Source organism: Aeromonas sp. QDB31 (genome assembly GCF_027707605.1).
Taxonomy (GTDB): Bacteria; Pseudomonadota; Gammaproteobacteria; order Enterobacterales; family Aeromonadaceae; genus Aeromonas; species Aeromonas media.
In genome coordinates this window covers 60,803-85,120 of the sequence record NZ_JAPCIX010000009.1, presented here as the reverse complement: position 1 = coordinate 85,120, position 24,318 = coordinate 60,803, and the positions used below count along the sequence as shown (strand labels likewise).

At 63.3% G+C, this 24,318-nt stretch carries 20 protein-coding genes; 6 read left to right on the top strand and 14 right to left on the bottom strand.

Annotated elements, in window-relative coordinates:
• Window positions 1-10: 10 nt before the first annotated feature.
• The 5 genes from PG898_RS11450 to PG898_RS11430 are packed head-to-tail and all read right to left on the bottom strand — an operon-like array spanning window position 11 to window position 5,476.
• The gene (locus PG898_RS11450; RefSeq protein WP_226172105.1) at window positions 11-3,184 is read right to left on the bottom strand and encodes an efflux RND transporter permease subunit; all 3,174 of its coding nucleotides are present in this window, start codon (window positions 3,182-3,184) and stop codon (window positions 11-13) included.
• Complete coding sequence (locus tag PG898_RS11445) at window positions 3,177-4,247, bottom strand: efflux RND transporter periplasmic adaptor subunit (protein WP_270824219.1); 1,071 nt, start codon at window positions 4,245-4,247, stop codon at window positions 3,177-3,179. The genes PG898_RS11450 and PG898_RS11445 overlap by 8 nt, the downstream gene beginning before the upstream one ends.
• Window positions 4,248-4,288: 41 nt before the next feature.
• The gene (locus tag PG898_RS11440; protein WP_043132510.1) at window positions 4,289-4,735 is read right to left on the bottom strand and encodes a YeeE/YedE family protein; all 447 of its coding nucleotides are present in this window, start codon (window positions 4,733-4,735) and stop codon (window positions 4,289-4,291) included.
• 13 nt (window positions 4,736-4,748) lie between these two features.
• Window positions 4,749-5,162, bottom strand: a complete 414-nt coding sequence (locus PG898_RS11435; RefSeq protein ID WP_043132509.1) for a YeeE/YedE family protein — start codon at window positions 5,160-5,162, stop codon at window positions 4,749-4,751.
• Complete coding sequence (locus PG898_RS11430; protein WP_043132507.1) at window positions 5,162-5,476, bottom strand: ArsR/SmtB family transcription factor; 315 nt, start codon at window positions 5,474-5,476, stop codon at window positions 5,162-5,164. The genes PG898_RS11435 and PG898_RS11430 overlap by 1 nt, the downstream gene beginning before the upstream one ends.
• Window positions 5,477-5,569: 93 nt before the next feature.
• On the opposite strand from PG898_RS11430, the gene PG898_RS11425 reads away from it, so the two are divergent.
• The 3 genes from PG898_RS11425 (at window position 5,570) to PG898_RS11415 (ending at window position 7,476) form a co-directional block, all read left to right on the top strand.
• Window positions 5,570-5,755: a YgaP family membrane protein gene (locus PG898_RS11425; protein ID WP_043132505.1), complete on the top strand. Its 186-nt coding sequence runs from the start codon at window positions 5,570-5,572 to the stop codon at window positions 5,753-5,755.
• A gap of 365 nt (window positions 5,756-6,120) precedes the next feature.
• Window positions 6,121-6,525, top strand: a complete 405-nt coding sequence (locus tag PG898_RS11420; protein WP_043132503.1) for a hypothetical protein — start codon at window positions 6,121-6,123, stop codon at window positions 6,523-6,525.
• A 222-nt stretch (window positions 6,526-6,747) separates the two neighbouring features.
• The gene (locus tag PG898_RS11415) at window positions 6,748-7,476 is read left to right on the top strand and encodes an MgtC/SapB family protein (protein ID WP_042649827.1); all 729 of its coding nucleotides are present in this window, start codon (window positions 6,748-6,750) and stop codon (window positions 7,474-7,476) included.
• Between the two features lie 86 nt (window positions 7,477-7,562).
• Here PG898_RS11415 and PG898_RS11410 read toward each other — a convergent pair whose 3' ends face one another.
• The 8 genes from PG898_RS11410 to grpE form a co-directional block, all read right to left on the bottom strand.
• Window positions 7,563-8,573, bottom strand: coding sequence for a substrate-binding domain-containing protein (locus PG898_RS11410; protein ID WP_270824196.1), 1,011 nt, complete (start codon window positions 8,571-8,573; stop codon window positions 7,563-7,565).
• A 27-nt stretch (window positions 8,574-8,600) separates the two neighbouring features.
• Window positions 8,601-10,016 carry a glycoside hydrolase family 32 protein gene (locus PG898_RS11405; protein WP_270824197.1) on the bottom strand — a complete coding sequence of 472 codons (1,416 nt, stop codon included), beginning with the start codon at window positions 10,014-10,016 and terminating at the stop codon, window positions 8,601-8,603.
• Complete coding sequence (locus PG898_RS11400) at window positions 10,016-11,380, bottom strand: sucrose-specific PTS transporter subunit IIBC (RefSeq protein WP_270824198.1); 1,365 nt, start codon at window positions 11,378-11,380, stop codon at window positions 10,016-10,018. The genes PG898_RS11405 and PG898_RS11400 overlap by 1 nt, the downstream gene beginning before the upstream one ends.
• A gap of 71 nt (window positions 11,381-11,451) precedes the next feature.
• Window positions 11,452-12,429 (bottom strand): aminoimidazole riboside kinase, encoded by a 978-nt coding sequence (locus tag PG898_RS11395; RefSeq protein WP_081805653.1) that lies wholly within the window; start codon window positions 12,427-12,429, stop codon window positions 11,452-11,454.
• Between the two features lie 112 nt (window positions 12,430-12,541).
• Complete coding sequence (locus PG898_RS11390; RefSeq protein WP_270824199.1) at window positions 12,542-14,032, bottom strand: carbohydrate porin; 1,491 nt, start codon at window positions 14,030-14,032, stop codon at window positions 12,542-12,544.
• A 262-nt stretch (window positions 14,033-14,294) separates the two neighbouring features.
• Complete coding sequence (gene dnaJ / locus PG898_RS11385; protein ID WP_042649830.1) at window positions 14,295-15,422, bottom strand: molecular chaperone DnaJ; 1,128 nt, start codon at window positions 15,420-15,422, stop codon at window positions 14,295-14,297.
• Between the two features lie 112 nt (window positions 15,423-15,534).
• Complete coding sequence (gene dnaK / locus PG898_RS11380; protein WP_042649831.1) at window positions 15,535-17,460, bottom strand: molecular chaperone DnaK; 1,926 nt, start codon at window positions 17,458-17,460, stop codon at window positions 15,535-15,537.
• Window positions 17,461-17,794: 334 nt separating this feature from the next.
• Window positions 17,795-18,370, bottom strand: a complete 576-nt coding sequence (gene grpE, locus PG898_RS11375; RefSeq protein WP_270824200.1) for a nucleotide exchange factor GrpE — start codon at window positions 18,368-18,370, stop codon at window positions 17,795-17,797.
• 263 nt (window positions 18,371-18,633) lie between these two features.
• On the opposite strand from grpE, the gene nadK reads away from it, so the two are divergent.
• Window positions 18,634-19,518, top strand: a complete 885-nt coding sequence (gene nadK / locus PG898_RS11370; protein WP_005332581.1) for an NAD(+) kinase — start codon at window positions 18,634-18,636, stop codon at window positions 19,516-19,518.
• A 39-nt stretch (window positions 19,519-19,557) separates the two neighbouring features.
• On the opposite strand, the gene PG898_RS11365 is transcribed toward nadK, so the two are convergent.
• Entirely contained in the window at window positions 19,558-20,718 is a 1,161-nt protein-coding gene (locus tag PG898_RS11365) for a GGDEF domain-containing protein (RefSeq protein WP_005332588.1), read from the bottom strand.
• Window positions 20,719-21,052: 334 nt separating this feature from the next.
• Between PG898_RS11365 and recN the strand changes: the two genes are divergently transcribed.
• Window positions 21,053-22,717: a DNA repair protein RecN gene (gene recN, locus PG898_RS11360; protein ID WP_005332592.1), complete on the top strand. Its 1,665-nt coding sequence runs from the start codon at window positions 21,053-21,055 to the stop codon at window positions 22,715-22,717.
• 535 nt (window positions 22,718-23,252) lie between these two features.
• A complete protein-coding gene (locus tag PG898_RS11355; protein WP_005332594.1) occupies window positions 23,253-24,134 on the top strand; it encodes a DHH family phosphoesterase in 882 nt (293 codons plus the stop codon).
• The last annotated feature ends 184 nt before the right edge of the window (window positions 24,135-24,318 follow it).

The window sequence follows — 24,318 nt, the reverse complement described above, 5'->3', positions numbered from 1 at the left end:
ACTCCCGTCATCAGCGTCGGGAGAGCAGGGCATAATAGAGCAAGGGTATCACCACCAAGGTGAGCAGAGTGGAGACCAGGATCCCGAAAATCAGGCTGATGGCCAGTCCGTTGAAGATGGGATCATCGAGGATGAACAGGGCCCCGATCATCGCCGCCAGCGCCGTCAGCATGATGGGTTTGGCCCGCACCTGGGCCGCCGCAATCACCGCCTGCTCGAACTCCACTCCGGCGCTGCGCTGCTGTTCGATAAAGTCCACCAGCAGGATGCTGTTGCGTACGATGATCCCGGCCAGGGCGATCATCCCGATCATCGAGGTGGCGGTGAACTGGGCCCCCAGCAGGGCGTGACCCGGCATCACCCCGATGAGGGTGAGCGGAATGGGAGCCATGATGATGAGCGGCACCAGATAGGAGCGGAACTGGGCCACCACCAGCAGGTAGATGAGGATCATCCCCACCCCGTAGGCGATACCCATGTCGCGGAAGGTCTCGTAGGTGATTTTCCACTCCCCGTCCCACAACAACGCCACTTCCCCCAGCTTGTCGGGTTGCTGCACGTAATACTGGGGCAGCGAGATGTCGGCACCGGCGGCAAACATGCCGTAGAGCGGGCTGTCGGCATGGCCGCCCATGTCGGCCACCACCATCACCATGGGCTGCATGTTCTTGTGCATGATATAGCTGGGAGCCACCTCATCGCGGCGACTCACCAGCTCGGATACCCGGATGAGCTGGCCGCTCTGGCTGCGCACCTTGAGGGCCAGTACGCCCGCCAGATCCCGCTTGTCGCCGGGAGCGAGCTCGATGCGGATCGGCACCGGATACTTGGCGCCGTGCCCCTGCAGCCAACTGGTATCCTGATAGCCCACGCCGCCATTGAGGGTGCTCACCAGGTCGCCGAGATCGACCCCGAGCAGGGCCGCCTTGCTGCGATCCACCACCAGCCGCCACTTGGGTTGCGGGTCGGTCAGATAGATATCCACATCCACCAGATCCGGCGTCGCCACAAAACGGGCCTGTACCGCGCGCGCCGCCGCTTCGCGGGCGGCTTGAGTCGGGCCATAGACCTCGGCGACTATGGGTGACCAGACCGGCGGGCCGGGTGGCACTTCCACGACTTTCAGGTTGCCCCCCACCGTGCTGGCGATAGCCTGCAGCGGTGCCCGGATCGACTGGGCAATCTGGTGACTGCTACGATCCCGCTCATGCTTGTCCACCAGATTGACCTGAATATCCCCCACGTTGGCGCCGCTGCGGATAAAGTAGTGGCGCACCAGCCCGTTGAAGTTGATGGGGGCCGCGCTGCCGGCGTAGATCTGGTAATCCTTCACCTCCTCCACCTTGGCAAGCTCCCGCCCGACCGCCAGCAGGGTGCGCTCGGTCTGCTCCAGGGTCGCCCCCTCCGGCATGTCGAGCACCAGCTGGAATTCCGACTTGTTGTCAAAGGGAAGCATCTTGAGCACCACCCACTGCACCACTGGCATGGCGGTAGCCGCCCCGACCAGCAGCAACACCACCAGCCAGAGCTTGCGTCTGGCACGCTGGGCGCCGTCACCGATCAGGAAAGGGGTCATCAGCCGGTGAAAGAGACCGACCTTGGCCTCGCCGTGGGCACCGTGTACCTCCCCCTTGAGCAAATGGCTCGCCAGCCAGGGGGAGAAGATAAAGGCCACCAGCAGGGAGATAAGCATCCCCATGCTGGCATTGATGGGGATGGGGCTCATGTAGGGGCCCATCAGGCCGCTGACAAAGGCCATCGGCAGCAGTGCCGCGATGACGGTCAGGGTCGCCAGTATGGTCGGCCCGCCCACCTCGTCCACCGCCCCCGGAATAAGATCCTTGAGCGCCCCCTTGCCCAGACCGCGATGGCGGTGGATGTTCTCCACCACCACGATGGCGTCATCCACCAGAATGCCGATGGAGAAGATCAGCGCAAACAGCGACACCCGGTTGAGAGTAAAGCCCCAGGCCCAGCTGGCAAACAGGGTCAGCGCCAGGGTGATGACGATGGCAACGCCCACCACCAGCGCCTCGCGCCAACCCATGCTCACCAGCACCAGCAGCACCACCGCCGTGGTGGCAAAGATCAGCTTGCCGATTAGGGTGTTGGATTTGGTCTCGGCGGTGACGCCATAGTCACGGGTCACCGTCACCTCGACCCCGGCAGGGATAAGCCGGTTCTGCAAACTCTCGACCCGCTCCTCCACCCGCTTGGCCACCTCGACCGCGTTCTGGCCAGGCTGTTTGCCGATGGTCAGGGTCACCGCCGGATAACTGGCCTGCCCCTGCCCCATCCAGCTGCGCTTGGTCGGGGTCTCCTGACCTAGGGAGACCTTGGCAACCTCCCCCAGATAGACCGGCTTGCCGTCGTGCAGCCCAACTACCAGTTCTCTAGCCTCCTGCTCGCTTTGCAGGAACTGCCCCACCTGCACCTTGATCTCACTGTTGTCTTGCTCGATAGCCTGTGTTGTGCCCACCTGATTGGCGGCCGCCAGTCGCTGACTCAGCTCGCCCCAGCTGATGCCGTGGGCGCTGAGGGCCGCCGGATCCGGCATCACCCGCAACACGGCGCTCTGGCTGCCCAGCGTGTAGATATCTCGGGTGCCGGGAATCCGCTTGAGTTCGGTCTCCAGCTCATGGGCGACCCGAGTCAGCTCGGGGGCACCCAGCTGCTTGCTCCCCTCTTTGCTCCACTCTTTGCTCCATAAGGTGAGACTGACGATGGGGACATCATCGATCCCCCGGGGTTTTACCAGCGGCTGGCCGACCCCGATCCCCTGTGGCAACCAGTCGCGGTGGGAGTCGAGTTGGCTGTTGAGATCGACGATGGCCTGCTCGCGGCTCACCCCCACCTTGAACACCACCACCAGCAGGGCCCCATCGGGTTGGGAGAAGGAGTAGAGGGTATCGATCCCCTTTATCTGGGAGACCACCTGCTCGGCAGGGGTGGTGACGAGAGAGGCCACTTCAGCCGGGGTGGCCCCCGGGAAGGGGATATAGACATCGGCGAAGGTGACATCGATCTGCGGCTCCTCCTCCTTGGGGGTCACCAGCACCGCAAACAGGCCGAGCAAGAGCCCCACCAGCGCCAGCAGCGGAGTGATGGCCGAGCCCTGAAACAGCGCAGCCAGCCGACCCGCGGGCCCCAGCCTCTCCCTGTTGCCGTTCAGCTCGTTACTCATGGGCCACCTCCTGCTGCTGTGCCCAGGCATCGGGGGCCAGCTTGTCACCGGCTTGCAGCCCGGCCAGGATCTCGCACTGTCCCTCGACGCAATGGCCGACCCGCACCGGCGTCAAGGCCCAGCCAGCGGGCTGCTGCAGATAGACGCCGTTGAACTCCCCTTGCCGCAGCAGGGCACGTACCGGCACCTGCAACACCTGACGTTCACCCTGTTTGAGCTGCACCTTGAGCCACATGCCGGGCAATACTCCGGCGGTGTGCGGCGGCAAGTCGAGGCGCAACCTGAAGGCGTGGTTCTGGCTGTCGGCATAGTTGAAGCGGGTCAGTTTGGCGGGGGTAACGGTCTTGCCATCGGGCAACAGCACCTGCACATCCGAAGGTTGACCGGCGAGGGCGAGCGCGGATTGGGGCAATTCCACCTCCACTCGCAATTCGTCAAGGGAGAAGCCCGACAGCAGCGGCGTACCGGGGGCCACCGTCTCCCCCAACTCCACCAGCCGCTTGGTCACCACACCAGCGTAGGGGGCCAGAATGCGGGTATAACCGTAAGCCTCGCGGGCCTGGGTGAGGGCCGCATCGGCCGCATTGACCTCGGCGCGGGCGGCGCGATCGGAGGCCTCGGCATTGTCGAGCTGGGCGCGGGTGATCACCCCCTTGGCGATCAGCGCCTGAAAGCGGGCGAGCTGGCGCTCTGCCTCCACCTGCTGGGCCTGCGCCCGGGCCAGCCGCGCCTCGGCCCCCGTGACGGCGGCAAACTGCTCCTTGCCGCTGATCTCGAGCAGCGGTTGCCCCGCCTGTACCTCGTCGTTCACATCCACCAGCATGCGGGAGACCCGGCCGCTGGTCTGGGCCGCCACCGTCCCCTGATGGATGGCGCTGACGGTGCCATCCAGCGTGAGCCAGTCGGTCACCGGCTGTGGCGCCACTGTCAGCAAGGGCTCTGTCAGCAAGGACTCTGTCAGTGGGGCAATAGGCTCCACGTCTGCGGCCAGGGCCTGGGGGGATGTCATGGCCTGCGATGTCATCACCAGCAAGGTGATCCCCAGCAACCGGATCTTTTCCATCATCACTCTCCTTCCCTGGCATCATCAGTCACTTCACGGGATCAGGCGGTACGGGGCTGGCGAGCCTTGTTCCATGCGTGAACCAGCACCCGGTCGACCAGCAAGATCCCGGCCACCATGGCCGCTATAAACAACATTATCATGGGCTGCCCGCTGGAAATGAGACTCAAGGCTGGCCCCGGGCAGATGCCCACCAGCCCCCAGCCGATGCCAAACAGCGCGGCCCCGCCGATCAGGCGGCGATCCAGCCTGGGGGTGGGGACGGCGACGATGGGCTCTCCCAGCAGACTCTGGCGGCGGGGTTTCACCAGCAGAAAATAACCCGGCATAAAGACCAGCAGGGCGCCTCCCATCACGAAGGCGAGGCTGGGATCCCAGGCCCCGGCCAGATCGAGAAAACCGGTGACCCGGGCGGGATCCACCATGCCGGAGATGGCCATCCCCAGCCCGAACAGCAGGCCCGCAAACAAACTTGTCAGCAACTTCATGGCGATCAGCTCCTTACAGCAGATGATGAGTGACGAAGACGGTGATGAAGCCTGCCGCCATAAAGATCAGGGTGGCGACAATGGAGCGCAGGGAGAGCCGCCCAATGCCGCAAATACCGTGACCGCTGGTGCAGCCATTGCCAAGACGGGTACCGATACCGACCAGCAGACCGGCCAGCAGCACAACGGGCCAGCCGGGCAGCGTGGTGAATGCAGGCATGCTGGCCCAGCCCAGGGTCAACGCCAGCCAGGCGCCCGCCCCGAGCCCCAGCAGAAACAGTACCCGCCAGGGCGCCCGGTGTTGCAGCGCACCGGCCAGAATGCCGCTGATCCCGGCGACCCGGCCGTTGAACAACATCAGGATCAGGGCCGACAGCCCCGCCAGCATGCCGCCGCCCAAAGAGAGCAGCCATTGGCTTTCCATCATCAAGATTCCTTATTTTCTGAGTGACAAAAATGGGTTTGCAGCGCCGCCAGCACATCGGCGGCCGCCTCGCTCACCAGCGAGTAGTAGATCTGCTGTGAGACCTTGCGCGAACGGATAAGGCCATGGCGCTTCAATACCGACAGTTGCTGGGAGAAGGCCGATTGCCCGAGCTGGCTGTGGGCCAACAGCTCCCCGACCCCCTTCTCCCCCTCCACCAGCTGGCAGAGCACCATCAGGCGCTCAGGATGGGCCAACGCCTTGAGCAGGGAGGCGGCCGCCGTCGCGTGTCTGTGCATCTCGTCGAATGGGCTCATAAGCATAAATTAGCAATTGCTGATATTTAGTCTATTGTATAAATCAACACTAAATTAGCAACCACTAAATAACCAAAAAAAGAGGAGAGACACATGACAGTCGATAACGGAGTCAGAGTGGTCGCAGGCTGCATCTTGCTGCTGTCGCTGCTGCTCACTGCCTGGGTCCACCCGGGCTTCGTCTGGCTGAGCGTCTTTGTCGGGGTCAACCTGATACAGAGTGCGTTCACCGGCTTCTGCCCCGCCGCCATGATCCTGAAGCGCATGGGCATGAAATAGCCCAAACCGGACGATGAAAACGAGGGAGCTATGGCTCCCTCGTGGTAAAACCCCATTTTGTTTCAATATGTTGCTGTCAGAGCCCCAAGGTTTACCCCTGTTGCCACATCGGCTACCATGTCGCCTCTTTATCACTAGCGGAGACCATCGGTGGGCAACTCATCAAGTGACAGATGCACGCCGACCCTCATCGTCGGCACCTCGGTCGCGAGCTAGCCGCAGAGTCCCTCTGCCGCAACTCGCAACCCTGCGAGAAGCGGAAATCCACTCCCCTCTTCTCTTTTTACACTTGACGTCGGGTGACCCTGGCCAACCGCCACGGGCGCCTTGCCTGCATAGTTTCTGCTTCCCACAAGGAGGCTGCTATGCGTTTTATCTCAATCAAACCGGCTGCGGATCGCGCGGTCGCAACAGGTTCCGTTGCTACCCGGGCTCATCCCCTGCTGAGCAAGCTCGGCCTTGGCATGCTGCCGCGCTGGCTGGGCGGCAAACCGCGCCAGCACCACTACCGGCTGCAGATCCGCTGCGAGGATCGCGCCGATCTGGAGCAGGTGCTGGAGATGGTGAGCCACACCCTGCAACCGGCCGGGCTGCACCCCATGCAATCGATGAAACCGGGTCGCAGCGGCGGACGTGAGCTGGTGCTCAACCTCCAGTGCACCCCGCCCCAGCGCCGCTATCTGGTGCAATTTGTCCATCAGGTCGGGGCAGACCATCCGGTACGCTGGGAACTGCGTCCGCGCCGCGGCGGCGATCCCGAGCGCACCTGACGGCGCTCACCTTGCCCACGCAGTAATCCGGGTCATCGGCACTATCGGGGGCTGGCCAGGCAGGCTCCCTTCCCCCCTTGCGTGCCCGGAGCCAGAACCGCGTCCCAGCGTGCATTTTTCATGCAGGCCTGTCGCACGCACATCCTTGCGATTCATCCGCCATCTCACCTGGCGTGCCATCATGGATTGCGCGAGGCCATCACTGATCAGAAGGAGTACCTCATGAGAATGTGGCAACAACTCGATTTTCTCGCCCTGCTCGACACCCTGGCCAGCCTGTTGCTCGCCTTCGTGCTGGGCAGCCTGGTCGGACTGGAGCGTCAGTACCGACAGCGTACCGCCGGCCTTCGCACCAACGTGCTGGTCGCCGTGGGGGCGGCCCTGTTCGTCAACCTGGCCCAACGCATCTATGACCTGTACGGCGGCAGCTACGGGGTGGTGCACGTGGTGGCCTACATCGTCTCCGGCATCGGCTTTCTCGGTGCCGGCGTCATCATGCGCGAATCGGGCAACATCCGCGGCATCAACACCGCCGCCACCCTGTGGGGCGTGGCGGCGGTCGGGGCGGCCAGCGGCGCCGGATTCGCCATGGAGGCGGTGCTCGGCGCCCTGTTCGTGCTGGCCGCCAACACCCTGCTGCGTCCTCTGGTCAATCAGATCAACCGTCATCCGGTGGACAATACCGACACTGAGGTGACTTACCGCGTCACGGCGCTCATCCGCCGCACTCATCAGAAGGAGGTGCTGCCCTGGCTGGAGCAGAAGCTGGAGCAGGCCAACTACCCCCTGAGCGAGCTGGATATCGAGCCGTTCGGGGACCAGGACATCGAGATCTCGGCGGTGCTGCTCGCCACCTCCATCGACGGCGATGAGCTGGACGCCTTGATGAAGACGCTGGGAGAGCATCCCCGCATCAAGCAGATCTTCTGGCGCGCCAGCACCACGGATTGAAGGGTGCAGCCCCGCCATGTCGGCCAACAAAAAGCCCCGCCAGGATTGGCGGGGCTTTTTCATATGGGATGGGCGAAGCGGCGTGACTAGCGGCGACTACGCCAGCGCACCCGGGGGGTGATCACCTGGGCGGTCTGCGCAGGAGGGTTACCCGCAATCAGCTGCTGCATCAGTTCGAAGGCAGCGCGGGCCAGCGCCGGACAATCCTGCGCCACCGAGTCGATGCGCATGGGAATGCAGTCAAGCAGGTCGTGATCGTCGAAGGTACAGAGCCGCATCCCCGTCTCCATCAGGCCCGCCTCATTGAGGTAGCGCAGCACCCCTTCCAGCAGGGTGAAGGAGGCGGTGAAGAGCCCGCGGGGCGGTGCACCGAGCTCGGCCACCAGCTCGGCCATCAGCTGATAACCTGAGCTCGGCTGATAGTCTCTATGGCGCACCCGGGCCGGGTCTGCCTCCAGCCCGGTGCGGTGCAGCCCGAGCTCATACCCCGCCAGCCGGTGACGGCTGGGGGAGAGATCCAGCAAGCCGCCGAAGTAGTAGATCTCGGCGCCGCACTCGCTCGCCATGTCCCGCACCAGTTCGGCGGTGGCCTTGCAGGCATCCGAGATCACCATGGGCAGGCGCGACTCGCCGATGTGACGGTCGAGCTGTACCACCGGCAGGCGGTCGTGAATGCGGGCGTAGATGTCGTCGCTGTGACCGCTGGAGGCGACAATCAGCCCATCCACCTGGCGGCTGATGAGGTTGTCCACCACCCGCTGCTCCAGGGTGGGGTCATCCTCGGAGCAGGCAATGAGCAGCTGGATCCCCGCCTCCCGGCAGTGGGCCTCGAGGGCGCGCGCTATGCTGGCAAACCCGAAGTTGGTGAGATCGGGGATCACCAGCCCCCAGGTGTAGCTGCGGGTCTCCCGCAGGGAGCGGGCATGAAAGCTCGGCTGGTAGTGGCACTCGTCCGCCACCGCCTGGATCCGCTTGCGGGTATCGTCGGCAATCCGGTACTCCGCACTCTTGCCGTTGAGCACCAGACTGGCGGTCGCCTTGGAGACCCCCGCCAGTTCCGCTATCTGGGCAATAGTGATCCGTTTCTTCTTCTCCACCTGGCCTCCCGGCTGACTAGAACCGGGCTATTGTACTAGGCACGCCGACAGCGGCCAGTGATCAAGGCAAATTTTGCAGCCATCATCGCCGTTACCCGATGAAAGTTGCGGCTTTTCTCCGGGGAAGTAGCGCGCAGACAGGCTCTGGCGACCGTCATCGATGAAACACTCCAGACTGGAGCGATCGCACAACACGGTGATCCGCCCGCCAGCCCATGGGCTGCTGCGGGTCTCCCACTCCCCGCTCTGCCAGTTCTGGCGCCGCAAATTGATACGCCCCGGCTGCCACACCAGTTCGGCCACGGCGCCAAACCAGAGGCTACCCTCCCCGCACAGATCCAGATCGAGCCAGGCCGAGTCGATGGCAAGGCCCGGAAATTCGCCGAGCGTCCCCTCGAAGCGGGTCTGCTCTCCCTTGAGCGCCTCAAGCTCCGCCACCGGCCGCTGGCAGAGCCACTCATCCTGCCAGAACAGCTCCCGCGGGCAGCTCATCTGGTGGATCCAGCCATAGGGGATGGTGGGCTGGCTCATCTCGTTCTCCTCCGGCAGCCCCAGCCAGCCGAACAAGAGGCGACGCCCCTGACTGTCTTGGGTGGTTTGCGGCGCATAGAACTCGAAGCCCCTGTCCAGCTCGTGGAAAGCCCCGTGGGCGAAGTGCGTGCCATCGAAGCTGCCCGCCAGCCAGCCGCACTGGTAGAGGTTGCGATAATCCTCGCCCATAGGGGCAATCCCCTGCGGGCAGCTGATCAGCACATGGCACTCACCAAGCGCAAACAGATCCGGGCACTCCCACATATAACCAAACTCACCGAGGCCGCCGCGCCCGCTGCCGGCGATGGGGCCCACCAGCGTCCAGGCATCCAGCGCATCGCCGCGATAGAGCAGCACCTCGCCCTTGTCGTCCAGGGTGCGCGCACCCAGCACCATCAGCCACTGCTGGCCGTCGTGCCACACTTTGGGGTCTCGCACATGGCCGCTGTAGCCTTGCGGCAAATCCAGCACAGACCCCAGTTTGGCAAAACCGCCCTCACCGTCGGCGCGGGCCAGACACTGATAGGCGGTGCGGCTGCCATCCGGGTATTTGACGTTGCCGGTGTAGATGAGGGTCAGGCGCCCCTGCTCGTCGCTGACCGCCGAGCCGGAATAGCAGCCGTGGCTCTCATAGGCTTCGGTGGGCAACAGCGCCACCGGCTCGTGCTGCCAATGCAGCAGATCGGTGGAGCTGACGTGGCCCCAGCCCTTGTTGCGATGCTCGCAACCAAGCGGATTCCACTGGTAGAAGAGGTGATAACGCCCGTCGTGCTCGATAAAGCCGTTGGGATCGTTGAGCAGCCCCACTGGGGCTGCCAGGTGCCAGCGGGGCCGATGGGGATCGGCCGCCGCCTTGAGCTGTCCGGCCAGCAGTGACCGGACAACCTGGTTGAGAAAATGGCTTTCCTTCATCACTCCACCTTGTACTTGAGCAGGTAGGAGGCGGCGAAGGCGGCGCCAAAGGCGATCACCAGCCCGATGACGTAGTGGATGAGGCTCATGGGCTGGACGATGGCCATGCCGGGGATGCCAGTCAGACCCACCGCCGTCATGCCCACCTTGGCGGCCACCACGTAGGCACCGCCGCAGGCCCCGCCGAACAGGCCGGCGAGGAAGGGCTTGATGTAGCGCAGGTTGACGCCGAAGATCGCCGCCTCCGTAATGCCGAGCAGGCAGGACATAGCCGCTGGCACGGTAATGGCCTTGATCTTCACGTCGCGGGTCTTGAAGTAGACAGCCAGGCAGGCCCCGCCCTGGGCCACGTTGGCCATGGCCCAGATAGGCAGCAGGAAGTTGACGCCTATGGCCGGATTGGTGAGCAGCCCCGCCTCGATAGCGTGGAAGCTGTGATGGATGCCGGTGATGACAATCAGCGAATAAGTTCCGCCAAACACCAGCCCCGCCAGCCAGCCTGCCTGCTCATAGAGGGCGCTCAGACCAAACGAGATGCCATCCCCCAGCACCCGACCCGCCGGGCCGATAAAGAGCAGCGCCACGAAACCGGTGATGATGACGGTCAAGAACGGGGTGAGGATCAGATCCAGGGCGTCCGGAATGCGCTTGCGCAGCTGTTTCTCCAGGTGCGACATGAACCAGACCGCCAGCAGCACCGGGAAGACGGTGCCCTGATAGCCGATCATGGCCACATCCAGCCCGAAGAAGTCCATGGTCTTGAAGCCGCCCGCCACGCCCCAGGCGTTGGTCAGGGCCGGGTGGGTCAGAATGCCGCCCAGCGTTGCCCCGAGGTAGGGGTTGCCGCCAAACTCCCGCGCCGCGGTAAAGCCGATCAGGATCGGCAAAATGATGAAGGCCGCCGAGCTGAACATGTCGAGCATGACGAACAGCGCGCTGTCGGCATTGACCCAGCCGTAGGTGCGCACCATGCCGAGCAGCCCCATCAGCAGACCCGAGGCGACGATGGCTGGAATGATGGGGACGAAGATGTTGGAGAGGGTCCGCGCCAGGCGCTGGGCCAGGTTGAGCTTGGCCGTCGCCATGTCGGTCAACTCCGCCTTGCTGGCGGTGCCTGTACCGGTCAACGCCACAAACTCCGCATAGACCTTGTTGACCAGGCCAGTGCCGAAGATCACCTGGATTTGACCCGCGTTGCTGAAGCACCCCTTGACCCCGTCCAGCTTGTCGATGGCGGCCTTGTTCACCTTGCTGTCGTCCGCCAGCACCAGCCGCAGCCGGGTGGCGCAGTGGGCGGCACTGACGATGTTCTCACTGCCCCCGAGCAGGGGCACCAGATCCTTGGCTATCGCACTGATATTCATATTATTCCTCTTATGACCCGCCAGTTGGCGGGCCCTTGTCATATGAGATTAAGGGCTGTTGAGCTGTGGTTCTAGCCGCAGATCAACGGCCGCTTGCGCTCGATCGCGCCCAATAGCAAAAATTCATCCAGCTGGGTGCGGGTGGGCAGCGCCGTCATGGCCCCCTTGGCGGTGGTGGCGAGCGCCCCGCAGCCGTGGGCCTGAGCCAGGATGGCGGGCAGCTCGACCAGCGTCGGTAGTGACGAACGCCCGGCCAGCGCCGCCAGGAGACCGGCGACAAAGGCATCCCCTGCCCCCGTGGTGTCGAGCGGGGTCACCTTGGGCCCTACCCACTCCAGCAACTCGCCACCCAAACGGGCCACCACACCGGCCGCCCCCCGGGTCACCAGCACCAGGGCGGGCCCTTGTATGGTGGCCAAGCCCCCAGCCAGATCGTCCAGACCGCTCAGCAGTTGCAGCTCCTCCACCGAGAGCTTGACCACATCCGCCAGGGCGATGGCCTCCCGCACCACGGGCAGCATCTCGGCGGAGTTGCCCCACACTTCGGGCCTCAGGTTGGGGTCGAAGCAGACCCGCCCCCCGACCGCCCGTATGGTCGCCATGGCCTGCCGGCAGCTGCCGCGCACCGGCTCGTTAGCCAGGGCGATGGAGCAGGTCAGCAGCCACTGCCCGGCCTGGAAGACCGGCAGATCGGCGGGGCTCAGGAACTGATCGGCGCTGGGGCGCACCATGAAGGTGAAGCTGCGTTCACCCTCGTCATCGAGCGCAACCAGCACTGTGCTGGTGCGATGGGCCGGATCCTGGGTCAGATGACGGATATCGACGCCCTCCGCCACCAGGGTCTCGGCCATAAAGCGGCCAAACGGATCGGCGCCGACCCGGCCGATAAAGGCCGCATCGCCACCAAGCCGTGCCACCCCGACCGCCACATTGGCGGGCGCACCACCCGGACACTTGAGGTAGTGCACCTCCCCTTCCGGGATAAGATCCACCACCGCATCCCCCATTACCCACACACGATTCGTCACCTTGCTACTCCACTGCTGCACAGGATTTGCCAGAGCCGGGCTCTGTTCTCTTGGTCGGCATTATCAGCTAAACCGTTTTAGCTAACCAACAGATCCCGGCACCTGCTGCCATTTTTGTGATCGGGATAACGAACTAGAACCAGGTTTCCATCTGCACGCCAAAGTTCCACTCGCCACCGGCGGTGAAATCGCTCTGGCCCATGGCATCTGTGCTGGCGTAGCTGTCGAGCTCGGAGGACCAGTCCATCCAGGTGGCGAATACCCGCAACTCGGGCCGCTCGAAGAAACCGGCGGTCTGCGCCTTGAAGGTGGGCGCGAAGGTGAGCTTGGTGAAGTTGCCGCTCACCGCCTGACGTCCCTTGTAGCCCTTGGGATCCAGGTCCATGTACTGCCAGGCGGCCTCGTAGACTAGCTCCACGTTCTGGCTCAGCACCTGGGCCACCCGGGTGTTGAGGGTCAGCCACTGATACTCGTCCCCCTTCACGTAGCGATCCTGGCTCTGCTCCGCCAGCAGGGCCGGGGCGACACGCCAGCGCGGAGCAAGATCGGTTGCACCGAACACAGCCAGGCGCACCGCATCGGCGTCCGCCAGCAACTCGCTGTCGGAGCCCAGCCCCTTGAGCTCGGCCCCCAGGCCATGACCGTAGAGCACCGCCGCCTTGGAGAAGCCGGGGTTGATGCCAAAGAAGCTGTCGGCGTGGTAGGCCACCAGGGTGTGCGCCCCCTTGTTCGCCGCCTCGCTGCCAACGCCACCGTCGTTGATGCGCGCCTCGTTGTCCTTGGCGGAGAGGCCGTTCAGCATCCACTGCCAGTTGCCGAAGCGGTTGTTCATGGTGAGGATGTAGCTCTCTATGTCCGAGAGGCCGCTGGCGCTGATGTCGCCGTAGTCACGCCCGTAGAGGGAGAAGTTCGCCTTCCAGCTGTCGGCCAGCTGCACGTCGTAGACACCGCCGCCGGTCCCGGCCAGGAAGACCACATCCGAGTCGAGCCAGTGGATGTCGAAGTTGTCCCGATCGAAGCGCTTGCCCGCCCAGAGCACCGAGTGCTGGAAGGGGCCGCTGAAGCTCGCCAGGTCGCCGATCTCGGCAAACACCTGGCGGGTATTGAGGCTCGAATCGCTGGCGGTCCAGTCGTTGCTGGTCTCCACCCCGTCCGCCAGCATCAGCTTGTAGCGGGCCCAGCTGCCATCGTCGAAGGTCTGGGTCTTCAGCAGGTTGGCCTCCATGTAGGTGTCATCCTCGTTGCCAAGGCGACCCACGGCCCCGCCCACAGAGCCGGCTGGCGTCACGTAGGGACCGCCGCGCCCGCCGTTGCCGTTGCTGTTGACCAGCAGGCCGGAGCGGGCGTAGCCGTGAAACTCGAAGCCCTGGGCACCGGCGGTCTGCTTGTCCACCTTCTCGCTCTGGGCCTTGGCCACCACTGCTGTCTCCCGGGCCTCGCTCGCCTTGCTCTGGGCCTCATCTGCCCGCGCTTCGGCGGCGGCAGCGCGGGACTCTGCCGCCTGCACTCGCGCCTCCAGCGCAGCCATACGCGCCTCGATACCGCCCTCGGCCGCCCACAGCGGGCTGCTCATCCCCAATCCCAGCGCCACCGCCAGCGCCAACTTACTCTTGAACATCGTCATCTTCCTCACCTGTCATCTGCCGCCCGTCCGGGCGCTGTTGTTATGAACGAGCAGAGAATAGCTAAACCGCTTTAGCCAACTCAATATGCCAGCTAAACCGTTTCAGCCACTTGTGATCAGCGTAACGTTTGCACAGGGAAAACCGACGGGAGTTGTGAGGAGGATCCCTCATCGGGATCCACTCAATAGGGCGGATCCGGGGCAAATTGCAGGCAAAAAGAAAGCCGGCACTGAAGGCCGGCTTGGGTCACGCGGGTCGCACTTACTTGGTCAGGTCGTCGAAGAAGCGTTTCACCCCTTCGAAGAAGCCTTCGGATTTCGGCTTGTGAGTCTTGGCGGCGGCACCGCTGAAGGACTCGTCCAGCTGGCGCAGCAGATCTTTCTGGGTCTCGGTCAGCTTGACCGGAGTCTCGATCACCACCTTGCACATCAGATCCCCGACCTGGCCGGAGCGTACGGACTTGACGCCCTTGCCCCGCAGGCGGAACAGCTTGCCGGTCTGGGTTTCCGCCGTGACCTTGAGCTTGACCCGGCCATCCAGGGTCGGCACTTCGATCTCGCCGCCCAGCGCCGCAGTGGTGAAGCTGATGGGCACCTCGCAGTAGAGATCGTTGCCGTCACGCACGAAGATCTCGTGCTCCTTCACGTGGACCTGTACGTAGAGATCCCCGGCCGGTGCACCGGCCTCCCCCGCTTCCCCTTCGCCGGAGAGACGGATGCGATCGCCGGTATCGACGCCCGCCGGGATCTTCACCGACAAGGTCTTGGTCTTCTGGTAGCGCCCTTCCCCATGGCACTTGCGGCACGGATCCTTGATGATCTTGCCGCGACCGTGACAGTGGGGGCAAGCCTGCTGCACCGCGAAGAAGCCCTGGCGCATCTGCACCTGACCGGAGCCGTGGCAGGTCGGGCAGGTATGGGCCTGGCTGCCGGTGTGGGCACCGGATCCGTTGCAGACCTCGCAATGGACCTGGGTCGGGATCTTGATCTCCTTGGAGACCCCGCGCACCGCCTCTTCTAGGGTCAGCTCCATGTTGTAGCGCAGGTCGGAGCCACGGGCCGGGCCGCGACGACCACCCCCACGACCGCCGAAGATGTCACCAAACACATCGCCGAAGATGTCACCGAAATCGGCACCACCGCCGTGGCCGCCGCCCTGGCTCTGATCCACGCCGGCATGACCGTACTGGTCATAGCGGGCACGCAGGTTCTCGTCGGTCAGGACCTCGTAGGCTTCCTTGACCTCTTTGAACTTCTCTTCCGATGCGGCATCACCCTGATTGCGATCCGGGTGATACTTCATCGCCAGACGCTTGTACGCCTTCTTGATCTCGCGCTCGTCGGCACCTTTCGATACCCCGAGCACTTCGTAGAAATCGCGCTTCGACATACTCATCCTGTTCTACTTAAGCCGTTATGCAGACGGGCGTTGGTTACCCAACGCCCGTGAAATCATTGACTGAGCCGATGGGCAGAGTCTGCTCTGCCCATCTGGGTTGGGCTTATTTCTTGTCGTCTTTCACTTCTTCGAACTCGGCGTCGACCACGTCGTCGTCAGCCTTGGCGGAAGAAGAGGAGTGACCGGCCTCGGCACCGGCGCCTTGCGCCTGAGCCTGCTGCTGGGCAATCTCCATCAGCTTCTGGGACGCTTCCATCAGGGCCTGTTGCTTGGCTTCGATGGCAGCCTTGTCGTCACCCTTGATGACGGCTTCCAGCTCGGACAGTGCGGTTTCAATCTTGGTCTTGTCGTCGGCAGGCAGGGCGTCACCGGCTTCGGTGACCTGCTTGCGGACCGAGTGGACCAGACCGTCAGCCTGGTTGCGGGTCTGCACCAGCTCTTCGAACTTCTTGTCTTCCGCCGCGTTGGCTTCGGCTTCGCGTACCATGCGCTCGATCTCGTCATCAGACAGACCAGAGGAGGCCTGGATGGTGATCTTCTGCTCCTTGTTGGTCTCCTTGTCTTTCGCGGAGACGTGCAGGATACCGTTGGCGTCGATGTCGAAGGTCACTTCGATCTGCGGCAGACCGCGCGGTGCCGGACGGATGCCTTCCAGGTTGAACTGGCCCAGGGACTTGTTGTCGCTGGCGCGCTTGCGCTCACCCTGCAGCACGTGAATGGTCACGGCAGACTGGTTGTCTTCGGCAGTGGAGAACACCTGGGACTTCTTGGTCGGAATGGTGGTGTTCTTCTCGATCAGCGCAGTCATCACGCTGCCCATGGTTTCGATACCCAGAGAGAGCGGGGTCACGTCCAGCAGCAGCACGTCTGTCTTGTCACCGGACAGTACGGCACCCTGGATGGCAGCACCCATGGCCACGGCTTCGTCCGGGTTGACGTCTTTACGCGGCTCTTTGCCAAAGAAGTCGGCAACGGTTTTCTGAACCAGCGGCATACGGGTCTGACCACCCACCAGGATGACGTCGTCGATCTCGCCAACCGCCAGACCGGAGTCTTTCAGGGCGACACGAACCGGCTCCAGGGAGTCTTTCACCATGTCTTCCACCAGGGATTCCAGCTTGGCGCGGGTCACCTTGATGTTCATGTGCTTCGGACCTGTGGCATCTGCAGTGATGTACGGCAGGTTGACGTCGGTCTGCTGGGCGGAAGAGAGCTCGATCTTGGCTTTCTCGGCGGCATCTTTCAGACGCTGCAGAGCCAGCTGGTCGTTGCGCAGATCGATGCCCTGCTCGCGCTTGAACTCGTCTACCAGGTAGTTGATGACGCGGTTGTCGAAGTCTTCACCACCCAGGTGGGTGTTACCGTTGGTCGCCAGTACTTCGAAGGTGGTTTCACCTTCCACTTCGTCGATCTCGATGATGGAGATGTCGAAGGTACCGCCACCCAGGTCATAGACGGCAACCTTGCGCTCGCCCTTGACCTTGTTCACGCCATAGGCGAAGGCCGCAGCAGTCGGTTCGTTGATGATGCGTTTTACATCCAGACCGGCGATGCGACCGGCATCCTTGGTGGCCTGACGCTGGGCGTCGTTGAAGTAGGCCGGTACTGTGATGACAGCTTCGGTCACCGGCTCGCCCAGGTAATCCTCGGCGGTCTTCTTCATTTTCTTCAGCACTTCTGCAGAGATCTGCGGCGGTGCCATTTTCTTGCCTTTGACTTCTACCCAGGCGTCACCGTTGTCAGCCTTGGCGATGGCGTACGGCATGATCTTCAGATCGCGCTGTACTTCTTCATCTTCGAAACGACGGCCAATCAGACGCTTGATAGCGAACAGCGTGTTCTTCGGGTTGGTGATGGCTTGGCGCTTGGCCGGCTGACCAACCAGGATTTCGCCGTCATCGGCATAGGCAATGATGGACGGAGTAGTACGGTCGCCTTCCGCGTTCTCGATCACGCGAGCATGGTCGCCATCCAGAATAGCAACGCAGGAGTTGGTAGTACCCAGGTCAATACCGATGATTTTACCCATTTGACGAATCTCCAAATACTTTGAATAAACTGGCGAGGGGCTCGCCTTAAATACGTTAACGGCTAGGTGGGGCCTGCCACTGTGGCTTTCAAGCACCCGACATCAAATTCTTTCCGTGTCACCTAAGTTTCCATGCCACTGAAATCAGATGCCGCCGTGGCCTTGCCACCTATATGGGGTCTCGAGCCGACGCTTCAAGCCCTGACCTTAAAAAACCGCGCATTCTTGCCCCTTGGGCGCAAGAGTGCTTGCCAAATGGCGCCAGAAAATACCCTGATGGCGCCGCTACCAATAAAAAGCCCGCCGAGCGGCGGGCTCAGCACAGCGACGGGACTCAGACCGGGGCCTTGGAGACCATCACCATGGCCGGACGGATCACCCGACCGTTGAGTTCATAGCCCTTCTGCATCACGGCGATGACGGTGTTCGCTGCCACTTCGGCATTGTCGATCATGCTGATCGCCTGATGGGCGTTGGGATCGAACGGCTGGTTCAGCGGATCCAGCGGGAGCAGGCCAAACTTGGCTACCGAGCTCTGCATGGATTTGAGGGTCAGCTCGACCCCTTCGATCATCGGCTTGAGCGCCTCATTTTCCTTGTCGGCCAGCTCGATGGCACGCTCCAGGTTGTCCAGCACCGGCAGCAGCTCTGCGGCGAACTTCTCCAGCGCGAACTTGTGGGCCTTCTCCACGTCCTGAGCGGCGCGGCGACGCAGGTTTTCCATCTCGGCGACGGCACGCACGGCGCGCTCACGCTCTTCCAGGGAAGCCTGCTGGGCCGCTTCCAGTTGGGCCTCCAGCTCGGCAATGCGGGCCTGCTCGGCTGTCACTTCACTGTCTACATCGGTCGGCTCGACTGGCTGGACTTCCACTTGCTCCATCGCTTCAACCTTTTGTTCTTCGTGGCTCATGACATCTCCAATATTCAGGGTTGCTTATGAGGGGCTGCTGACGTTCAGACAAGCGACACGCGTCAGCGGACCCTGTGTTGGCGCTATTATGGGGACGCAGCCCCGGCTTTCAAGGGGAAAAGGGCATATCGGGCACAATGCCTGCCGCCAGCCGGCCAGCTTGCCGCTTTTCGGGGCCGATTGCGCCAAGGGGCATGGAGACAGACAAATCCCCGGCAAAGCGCGGTATACTCCCCGCAAGACTTCCCCAGACCCGATAACCTATGGATTCTCCGTTCAAAACCGTTGCCCTCATCGGCAAGCCCCATCATGAAGGGGCCAACCAGACCCTCAGCGGCCTGTATCAATACCTGAGTACCCGCGGTTTTCGGGTGCTGCTGGAGAGCCGGGTCGCCCAGACCTTGGGGATCCTGGGTGACAACGTGATGGATCTGGTGCAACTCGGCGAGCAGGCGGATCTCGCCATCGTCGTCGGCGGTGACGGCAACATGCTGGGGGCCGCCCGGGTGCTGTCGCGCTTCGATGTGGCGGTGATAGGGGTGAACCGGGGCAACCTCGGCTTCCTGACCGATCTCTCGCCCCAGGACTACCTGCTGCCCCTGGAGCAGGTGCTCTCCGGCCACTTCAAGAGCGAGCACCGCTTCCTGCTGGAGGCCGCCGTCTATCGCCACGGCGAGCGCAAGTCGAGCAACCTGGCGGTGAACGAGGCGGTGCTGCACCCGGGCAAGATCGCCCACATGATAGAGTTCGAGGTCTATATCGATGGCAGCTTCATGTACAGCCAGCGCTCGGACGGCATCATAGTGGCCACCCCCACCGGCTCCACCGCCTACTCCCTGTCGGCGGGGGGGGCCATCCTCACCCCCAAGCTCAACGCCATCACGCTGGTGCCCATGTTCCCGCACACCCTGAGCAGCCGCCCCATCGTGCTGGACGCGGACAGCGAAGTGCGGCTGCTGGTCTCGCCGGACAATCAGGATGACGCCATGCAGGTGAGCTGCGACGGTCAGGTAACCCTGGCGGTCCACCCGGGGGACGAGATCCTCATCAAGAAGAGCCAGCACAAGCTGCACCTGGTGCATCCGCTGGATTACAGCTACTTCCACGTGTTGCGCAACAAGCTAGGCTGGGGCAGCAAGCTGTTCTAGAAAGCGGGCCCGGGCCGACGCGAGCCTGAAGGCGAGGGCCTAGCCCTCGCCGCCCTCAACCAGCCGAAGCTGTCCGGGTTCGAGCTGCAGATGCACGCCATTTCTCCCCGTCGCCTTGACCCTGTACATGGCCTCGTCGGCCTTCGTCAGCAAGTGCGCCAACCCTGTCTCTGCACTGGTGCAGACGCCCCCCACACTGACCGTCACCCCCTCGCACGGCGGGCAGGCCCCCTGACGGGAGCCCGTCTCTATCTGGCGGCGGATCCGGTCGCAGATGTCATGGGCCATCTGGCCGTTCACCCCTCCCATGATGAGGGCGAACTCCTCGCCACCTATGCGCCCCACCAGATCATCCTTGCGTGCCTCGGCCACCAGCACCCTGGCCACGTAGCGGATCACCTCGTCACCGCAACCGTGGCCAAATCGGTCATTGACGCTCTTGAAGTGGTCTATGTCGAGCACCACCACGCAGCGCATCTGCCCCGGCTGCGCCCACTCCCCCAGCCTGAACAGGCCGCGCCGGTTGAGCACCCCGGTGAGGGGATCCCGCTCCGAGAGGGCCAGCAGTGCCTGCTCCGCCTCCACATAGGCCACCAGGGGCAACAGCAGTACCGAGCCTATGGTCAGCACCATGTGCATGAAGAAGATGCCATCGAGCAGCCCGTCTCCGTTGCCCATGCGGCTATCAGGCCCCAGCAAGAGCAGCAGCCCCTGGCTCAGCAGTATGGTGAAATGCAGCAGATAAATGGCAGCGACGGCATGGAGCACCCGCTTCTGGTGCTGGCTGAGGGAGACGATGAGACAAGCACACCAGAGGTAGACCACCGACTCCATCAGGGCCAGCACAATGCGCACCTCGAAGCGGCTAGACAGCCCCAGATAGGCAAGCAGCAACAGGACAACCCCTCCCCACAGGGTGCGGGGGCGCCAGGACAGACCATAGAGGGCATAAAAGCCGGCCAGCAACAGCAATATGCTCATGAGGGAGACCAGGCCACCGACCCTGATCCCCAGGGCCGGATGACCACTCCCTATTCCCAGACTGAGCAGCAGGATGGAGAGGGAGAAGAGGAAGGCCGACAGGGACCAGAACAGGAAGTTGCGCCGACCAGGCTTCAAGAAGTGGATGAACAACATGAGCAATGCCGACATCAGATTGATTGCCAGGGAGATCAACAGCAGGGTCGGGGTGTGGATCATCTAGACGCATCCTTGGTGTGAGGCACGGTGGCCTGCCTATTGAACCTGAGCCATGCCTGTTTCGAGTGTGTCTCAGTCACCCCGACTCCACAAGTTCACTGCCTCGACAAGACCCCATAAAGGTGAACAAATTCAGGTTCATCGCGTACCTTGCTTCAGGATCACATCCCCTATTGGATGCCATGACGGCTCAGTGTCACTCTCTGTGCAACCTCCTCGCACAGCCCCTTATCCCTTGTCCGGCAAAAAATCCCGCTACGCACACTTTACTGTATATAAGACCAGTATATACTGGATGCATACACAGTAATGTTGACCCATACAGGATGAAACCATGCTGACCCAGCTGACCGTCAACAACTTCGCCATCGTCAAGTTTCTTGAACTCGATCTGCAATCCGGCATGACCTGCATCACAGGGGAGACGGGGGCAGGCAAATCCATTGCCATCGACGCCCTCGGCCTTTGCCTCGGCGAGCGGGCCGAAGCCAGCATGGTGCGACCGGGCAGCGACAAGACGGAAGTCAGTGCCCGTTTCCTGCTGAACGGCAATCCCGCCGCCCGCGCCTGGCTTGCCACCAACGAGCTGGAGAACGACGGTGAGTGCATCGTTCGGCGGGTGCTCTCCGCCGAGGGGCGATCGCGCAGCTACATCAACGGCGTCCCCGTCCCCCTGGTGCAGCTCAAGAGCCTGGGTCAGTTGCTGGTCAACGTTCACGGCCAGCACGCGCATCAGCTGTTGCTCAAACCCGACTATCAGCTCGCCCTGCTCGACGGCTATGCCGGTCACCACCTGCTGCTCGATGAAGTGCGCCAGCACTATCAGCAGTGGCGCCAGCTGCAGAACGAGCTCAACCGCCTCAAGGCCGAGCAGCAGCAGCGGGAGGCCCGTCGCCAGCTCATCGAGTATCAGGTGCAGGAGCTGGACGAGTTCGCCCTGCAACCCGGGGAGTTTGAAGCCATCGAAGAGGAGCACCAGCGTCTCGCCAACGGCACCGAGCTGATGCAGGAGTGCGGCTATTGCCTCGACCTGCTCTATGACAACGAAGAGACCACCATCGCCGGCCTGCTGCAGGTGGCGGTGGACAGAGCCGAGACCCTGGTCGGCATGGACAGCCGCCTTGGCAACGTGCTCGGCATGCTGAATGAAGCCCTGATCGGTGTGCAGGAGAGCCACAGCGAGCTGCGCAGCTATCTGGATCTGCTGGAGCTGGATCCCGAGCGTTTCAACGAGCTGGAGGCCCGCCTCTCCAAGGCGATCAACCTGGCCCGTAAGCACCACGTCAAACCCGCCGAGCTGGCCCAGTTCCACCAGGATCTGGCCAGCGATCTCGCCCGCCTCCACTCCGATGAGGAGCGATTGGAGGGGATGGAGGATGAACTGGCCGAGGCCCGCCAGGCCTTTGTACAGGCGGCAGAGGTGCTCAGCCAGAGCCGCCAGCGCTATGCCCTTGAGCTGGCCACCCAGGTGACCGCCAGCATGCACGAACTGGCGATGCCCGATGGCCGCTTCGCCATCGAGGTGCGTCCCGACGCCCAGAGCAGCCTGTCTCCCCTTGGCATAGACAGAGTGGAGTTCATGGTTACCACCAACCCGGGGCAACCCATCCAGCCGCTGGGCAAGGTGGCCTCCGGCGGCGAGCTGTCGCGCATCAGCCTCGCCCTGGTGGTGATCAGTGCCCGCAAGATCTCCACCCCCACCCTGATTTTCGACGAGGTGGACGTGGGGATCAGCGGCCCGACGGCAGCCGTGGTGGGCCGCCTGCTGCGTCAGCTCGGCGAATCCACCCAGGTGATGGTGGTCACTCACCTGCCCCAGGTGGCCGGCAAGGGTCACCAGCACATGGTGGTCAGCAAGCACACGGACGGCAAGACCACAGAGACCCAGATGCAGGCGCTCAACCAGGGTGCCCGCCTCAACGAGCTGGCCCGTCTGCTGGGTGGGGATCAGATCACCGATAATACCCTGGCCAATGCCCGCGAGCTGCTTGCCTCCTGAGGGCGGTGCGGCAAGCCATCGACGCCGCTCGCCGCCTCCGGGGCGGCGAGCCATCCAGTCTTCGTCGACATGAGCGTAAGTGAGTCATCAACCTTCCGACACCAGCCCTAAGTGGCATGTCATCAACCTTCATGGTGACCTGATCGGAGGGAGAGCCACCCAGCTGCCGGTACGGGGGTCAGTGATCAACTTCCCCGGTTGCCTGCCCAAAGCAGCGGATCCTGGCCTCATTGCACGGCCTGCACGAAGCGCCGAGTCATCGCCCCCGGCAATCTGCCAGGGGGCGATTGGCCCCGGCACTAGCACAGGGTCACCCGATGCCTTGGCAGCCAGGCGCCAAGTGCCACCAAGGGCTTGGGTCGATGGCGTGCTCCCGGCACCTCCCCCAGCCCTCGGCGCCCCAAGCGAAGAGCGGCCGAATTTGCCCCCCTGGCCGCCAGACAGTAGAGTGGAACCGACTCGGGCCCCATGGCCCCCTCTGGCCCGGCGCCGCGACATGCGGCCGAGACCATCACCCGACATCAGGAACCACCTCATGCTTCATGTCTTTGGCCACAAGAATCCCGACAGCGACAGCATCTGCACCGCGCTGGTCACCGCCGACTGGCTCAACCGTCAGGGTCGTCCCGCCCAGGCCTATGCATTGGGTGAACCCATTGCCGAGACCCGCTTCATCCTGGAGACGGCGGGCGTGGCGGCCCCCCCGGTTCTGACGGGCAGCGTCGCCAACAAGCCGGTCTTTCTGGTGGATTTCAGCGAACTGGAGCAGGGGCCGGAGGGGCTGGCCGAGGCCGATGTGCAAGGCCTCATCGATCACCACCGCATCGGCACCCTCATCACCCGTGGCCCCCTCGACGCCTGGATCAGGGCGGTCGGGTGCAGTGCCACAGTGCTGCTGGAGCTGATGGGCCATGACAATCTGTCCCGCGCCCAGGCCAGGTTATTGCTTGGGGCCATCATCAGCGACACCTTCAACTTCACCTCCCCCACCACCACGGCAGAGGACAGGCTCGCGGTCGAGCGGCTGCTGCCCATCGCCGATCTGGTCCTGGCCCCCTTTGCCCAGACCCTGCTGGAGCGGCGCACCCAGTTGGGCGATACCCCCCTGTGTGAGCTGCTCGTTGCCGACGAGAAGGCCTATCAGATAGCGAGCCATTCCCTCATGGTCAGCCAGATCTGCGTGATGGACCCGAGCCAGATCCACAGCCGGATGGAGGAGCTGCATCACGCCATGGCTCAGAGGCTGACCCTGGACTCGCTGGACGGCTATGTCTTGATGCTGACCGATCTGGCCAGGGGGAGCAGCGAGCTCCACTTTGCCAGCAGGGGCATACTGCCAGCCGAGCCGGTTCACCTGGCGGGGGCCCTCAGCCGCAAGAAAGAGGGGCTTCCCTGGTTGACCAGACAGCTGTCATAAGCCCCCAGCCAGGCCCTGTCACAGTGGCGGCCCGCCGACCGCCACTGTGGTTGCCCCCCTTCGGCATAGGATCCCTGCACCTTGGCTCGAAGCCGGGTGAGCAGCATGATCCCCAGGCACAGCCAAGATAAACCCCACGGCTGTGCTACCCATGGACCCTTTACCCATCTCATTCCTCCATCAA

Excerpts from the sequence above, each read along its gene's own strand:
- dnaJ (WP_042649830.1), bottom strand. The coding sequence starts at position 15,422 with ATGTCGAAGCGCGATTTCTACGAAGTGCTCGGGGTATCGAAAGGTGCC.
- recN (WP_005332592.1), top strand. The coding sequence starts at position 21,053 with ATGCTGACCCAGCTGACCGTCAACAACTTCGCCATCGTCAAGTTTCTT.
- PG898_RS11445 (WP_270824219.1), bottom strand. The coding sequence starts at position 4,247 with ATGGAAAAGATCCGGTTGCTGGGGATCACCTTGCTGGTGATGACATCG.
- grpE (WP_270824200.1), bottom strand. The coding sequence starts at position 18,370 with ATGAGCCACGAAGAACAAAAGGTTGAAGCGATGGAGCAAGTGGAAGTC.
- nadK (WP_005332581.1), top strand. The coding sequence starts at position 18,634 with ATGGATTCTCCGTTCAAAACCGTTGCCCTCATCGGCAAGCCCCATCAT.
- PG898_RS11400 (WP_270824198.1), bottom strand. The coding sequence starts at position 11,380 with ATGAATATCAGTGCGATAGCCAAGGATCTGGTGCCCCTGCTCGGGGGC.
- dnaK (WP_042649831.1), bottom strand. The coding sequence starts at position 17,460 with ATGGGTAAAATCATCGGTATTGACCTGGGTACTACCAACTCCTGCGTT.
- PG898_RS11405 (WP_270824197.1), bottom strand. The coding sequence starts at position 10,016 with ATGAAGGAAAGCCATTTTCTCAACCAGGTTGTCCGGTCACTGCTGGCC.
- PG898_RS11355 (WP_005332594.1), top strand. The coding sequence starts at position 23,253 with ATGCTTCATGTCTTTGGCCACAAGAATCCCGACAGCGACAGCATCTGC.
- PG898_RS11390 (WP_270824199.1), bottom strand. The coding sequence starts at position 14,032 with ATGACGATGTTCAAGAGTAAGTTGGCGCTGGCGGTGGCGCTGGGATTG.
- PG898_RS11415 (WP_042649827.1), top strand. The coding sequence starts at position 6,748 with ATGAGAATGTGGCAACAACTCGATTTTCTCGCCCTGCTCGACACCCTG.
- PG898_RS11435 (WP_043132509.1), bottom strand. The coding sequence starts at position 5,162 with ATGATGGAAAGCCAATGGCTGCTCTCTTTGGGCGGCGGCATGCTGGCG.
- PG898_RS11440 (WP_043132510.1), bottom strand. The coding sequence starts at position 4,735 with ATGAAGTTGCTGACAAGTTTGTTTGCGGGCCTGCTGTTCGGGCTGGGG.
- PG898_RS11425 (WP_043132505.1), top strand. The coding sequence starts at position 5,570 with ATGACAGTCGATAACGGAGTCAGAGTGGTCGCAGGCTGCATCTTGCTG.
- PG898_RS11450 (WP_226172105.1), bottom strand. The coding sequence starts at position 3,184 with ATGAGTAACGAGCTGAACGGCAACAGGGAGAGGCTGGGGCCCGCGGGT.
- PG898_RS11365 (WP_005332588.1), bottom strand. The coding sequence starts at position 20,718 with ATGATCCACACCCCGACCCTGCTGTTGATCTCCCTGGCAATCAATCTG.
- PG898_RS11430 (WP_043132507.1), bottom strand. The coding sequence starts at position 5,476 with ATGAGCCCATTCGACGAGATGCACAGACACGCGACGGCGGCCGCCTCC.
- PG898_RS11420 (WP_043132503.1), top strand. The coding sequence starts at position 6,121 with ATGCGTTTTATCTCAATCAAACCGGCTGCGGATCGCGCGGTCGCAACA.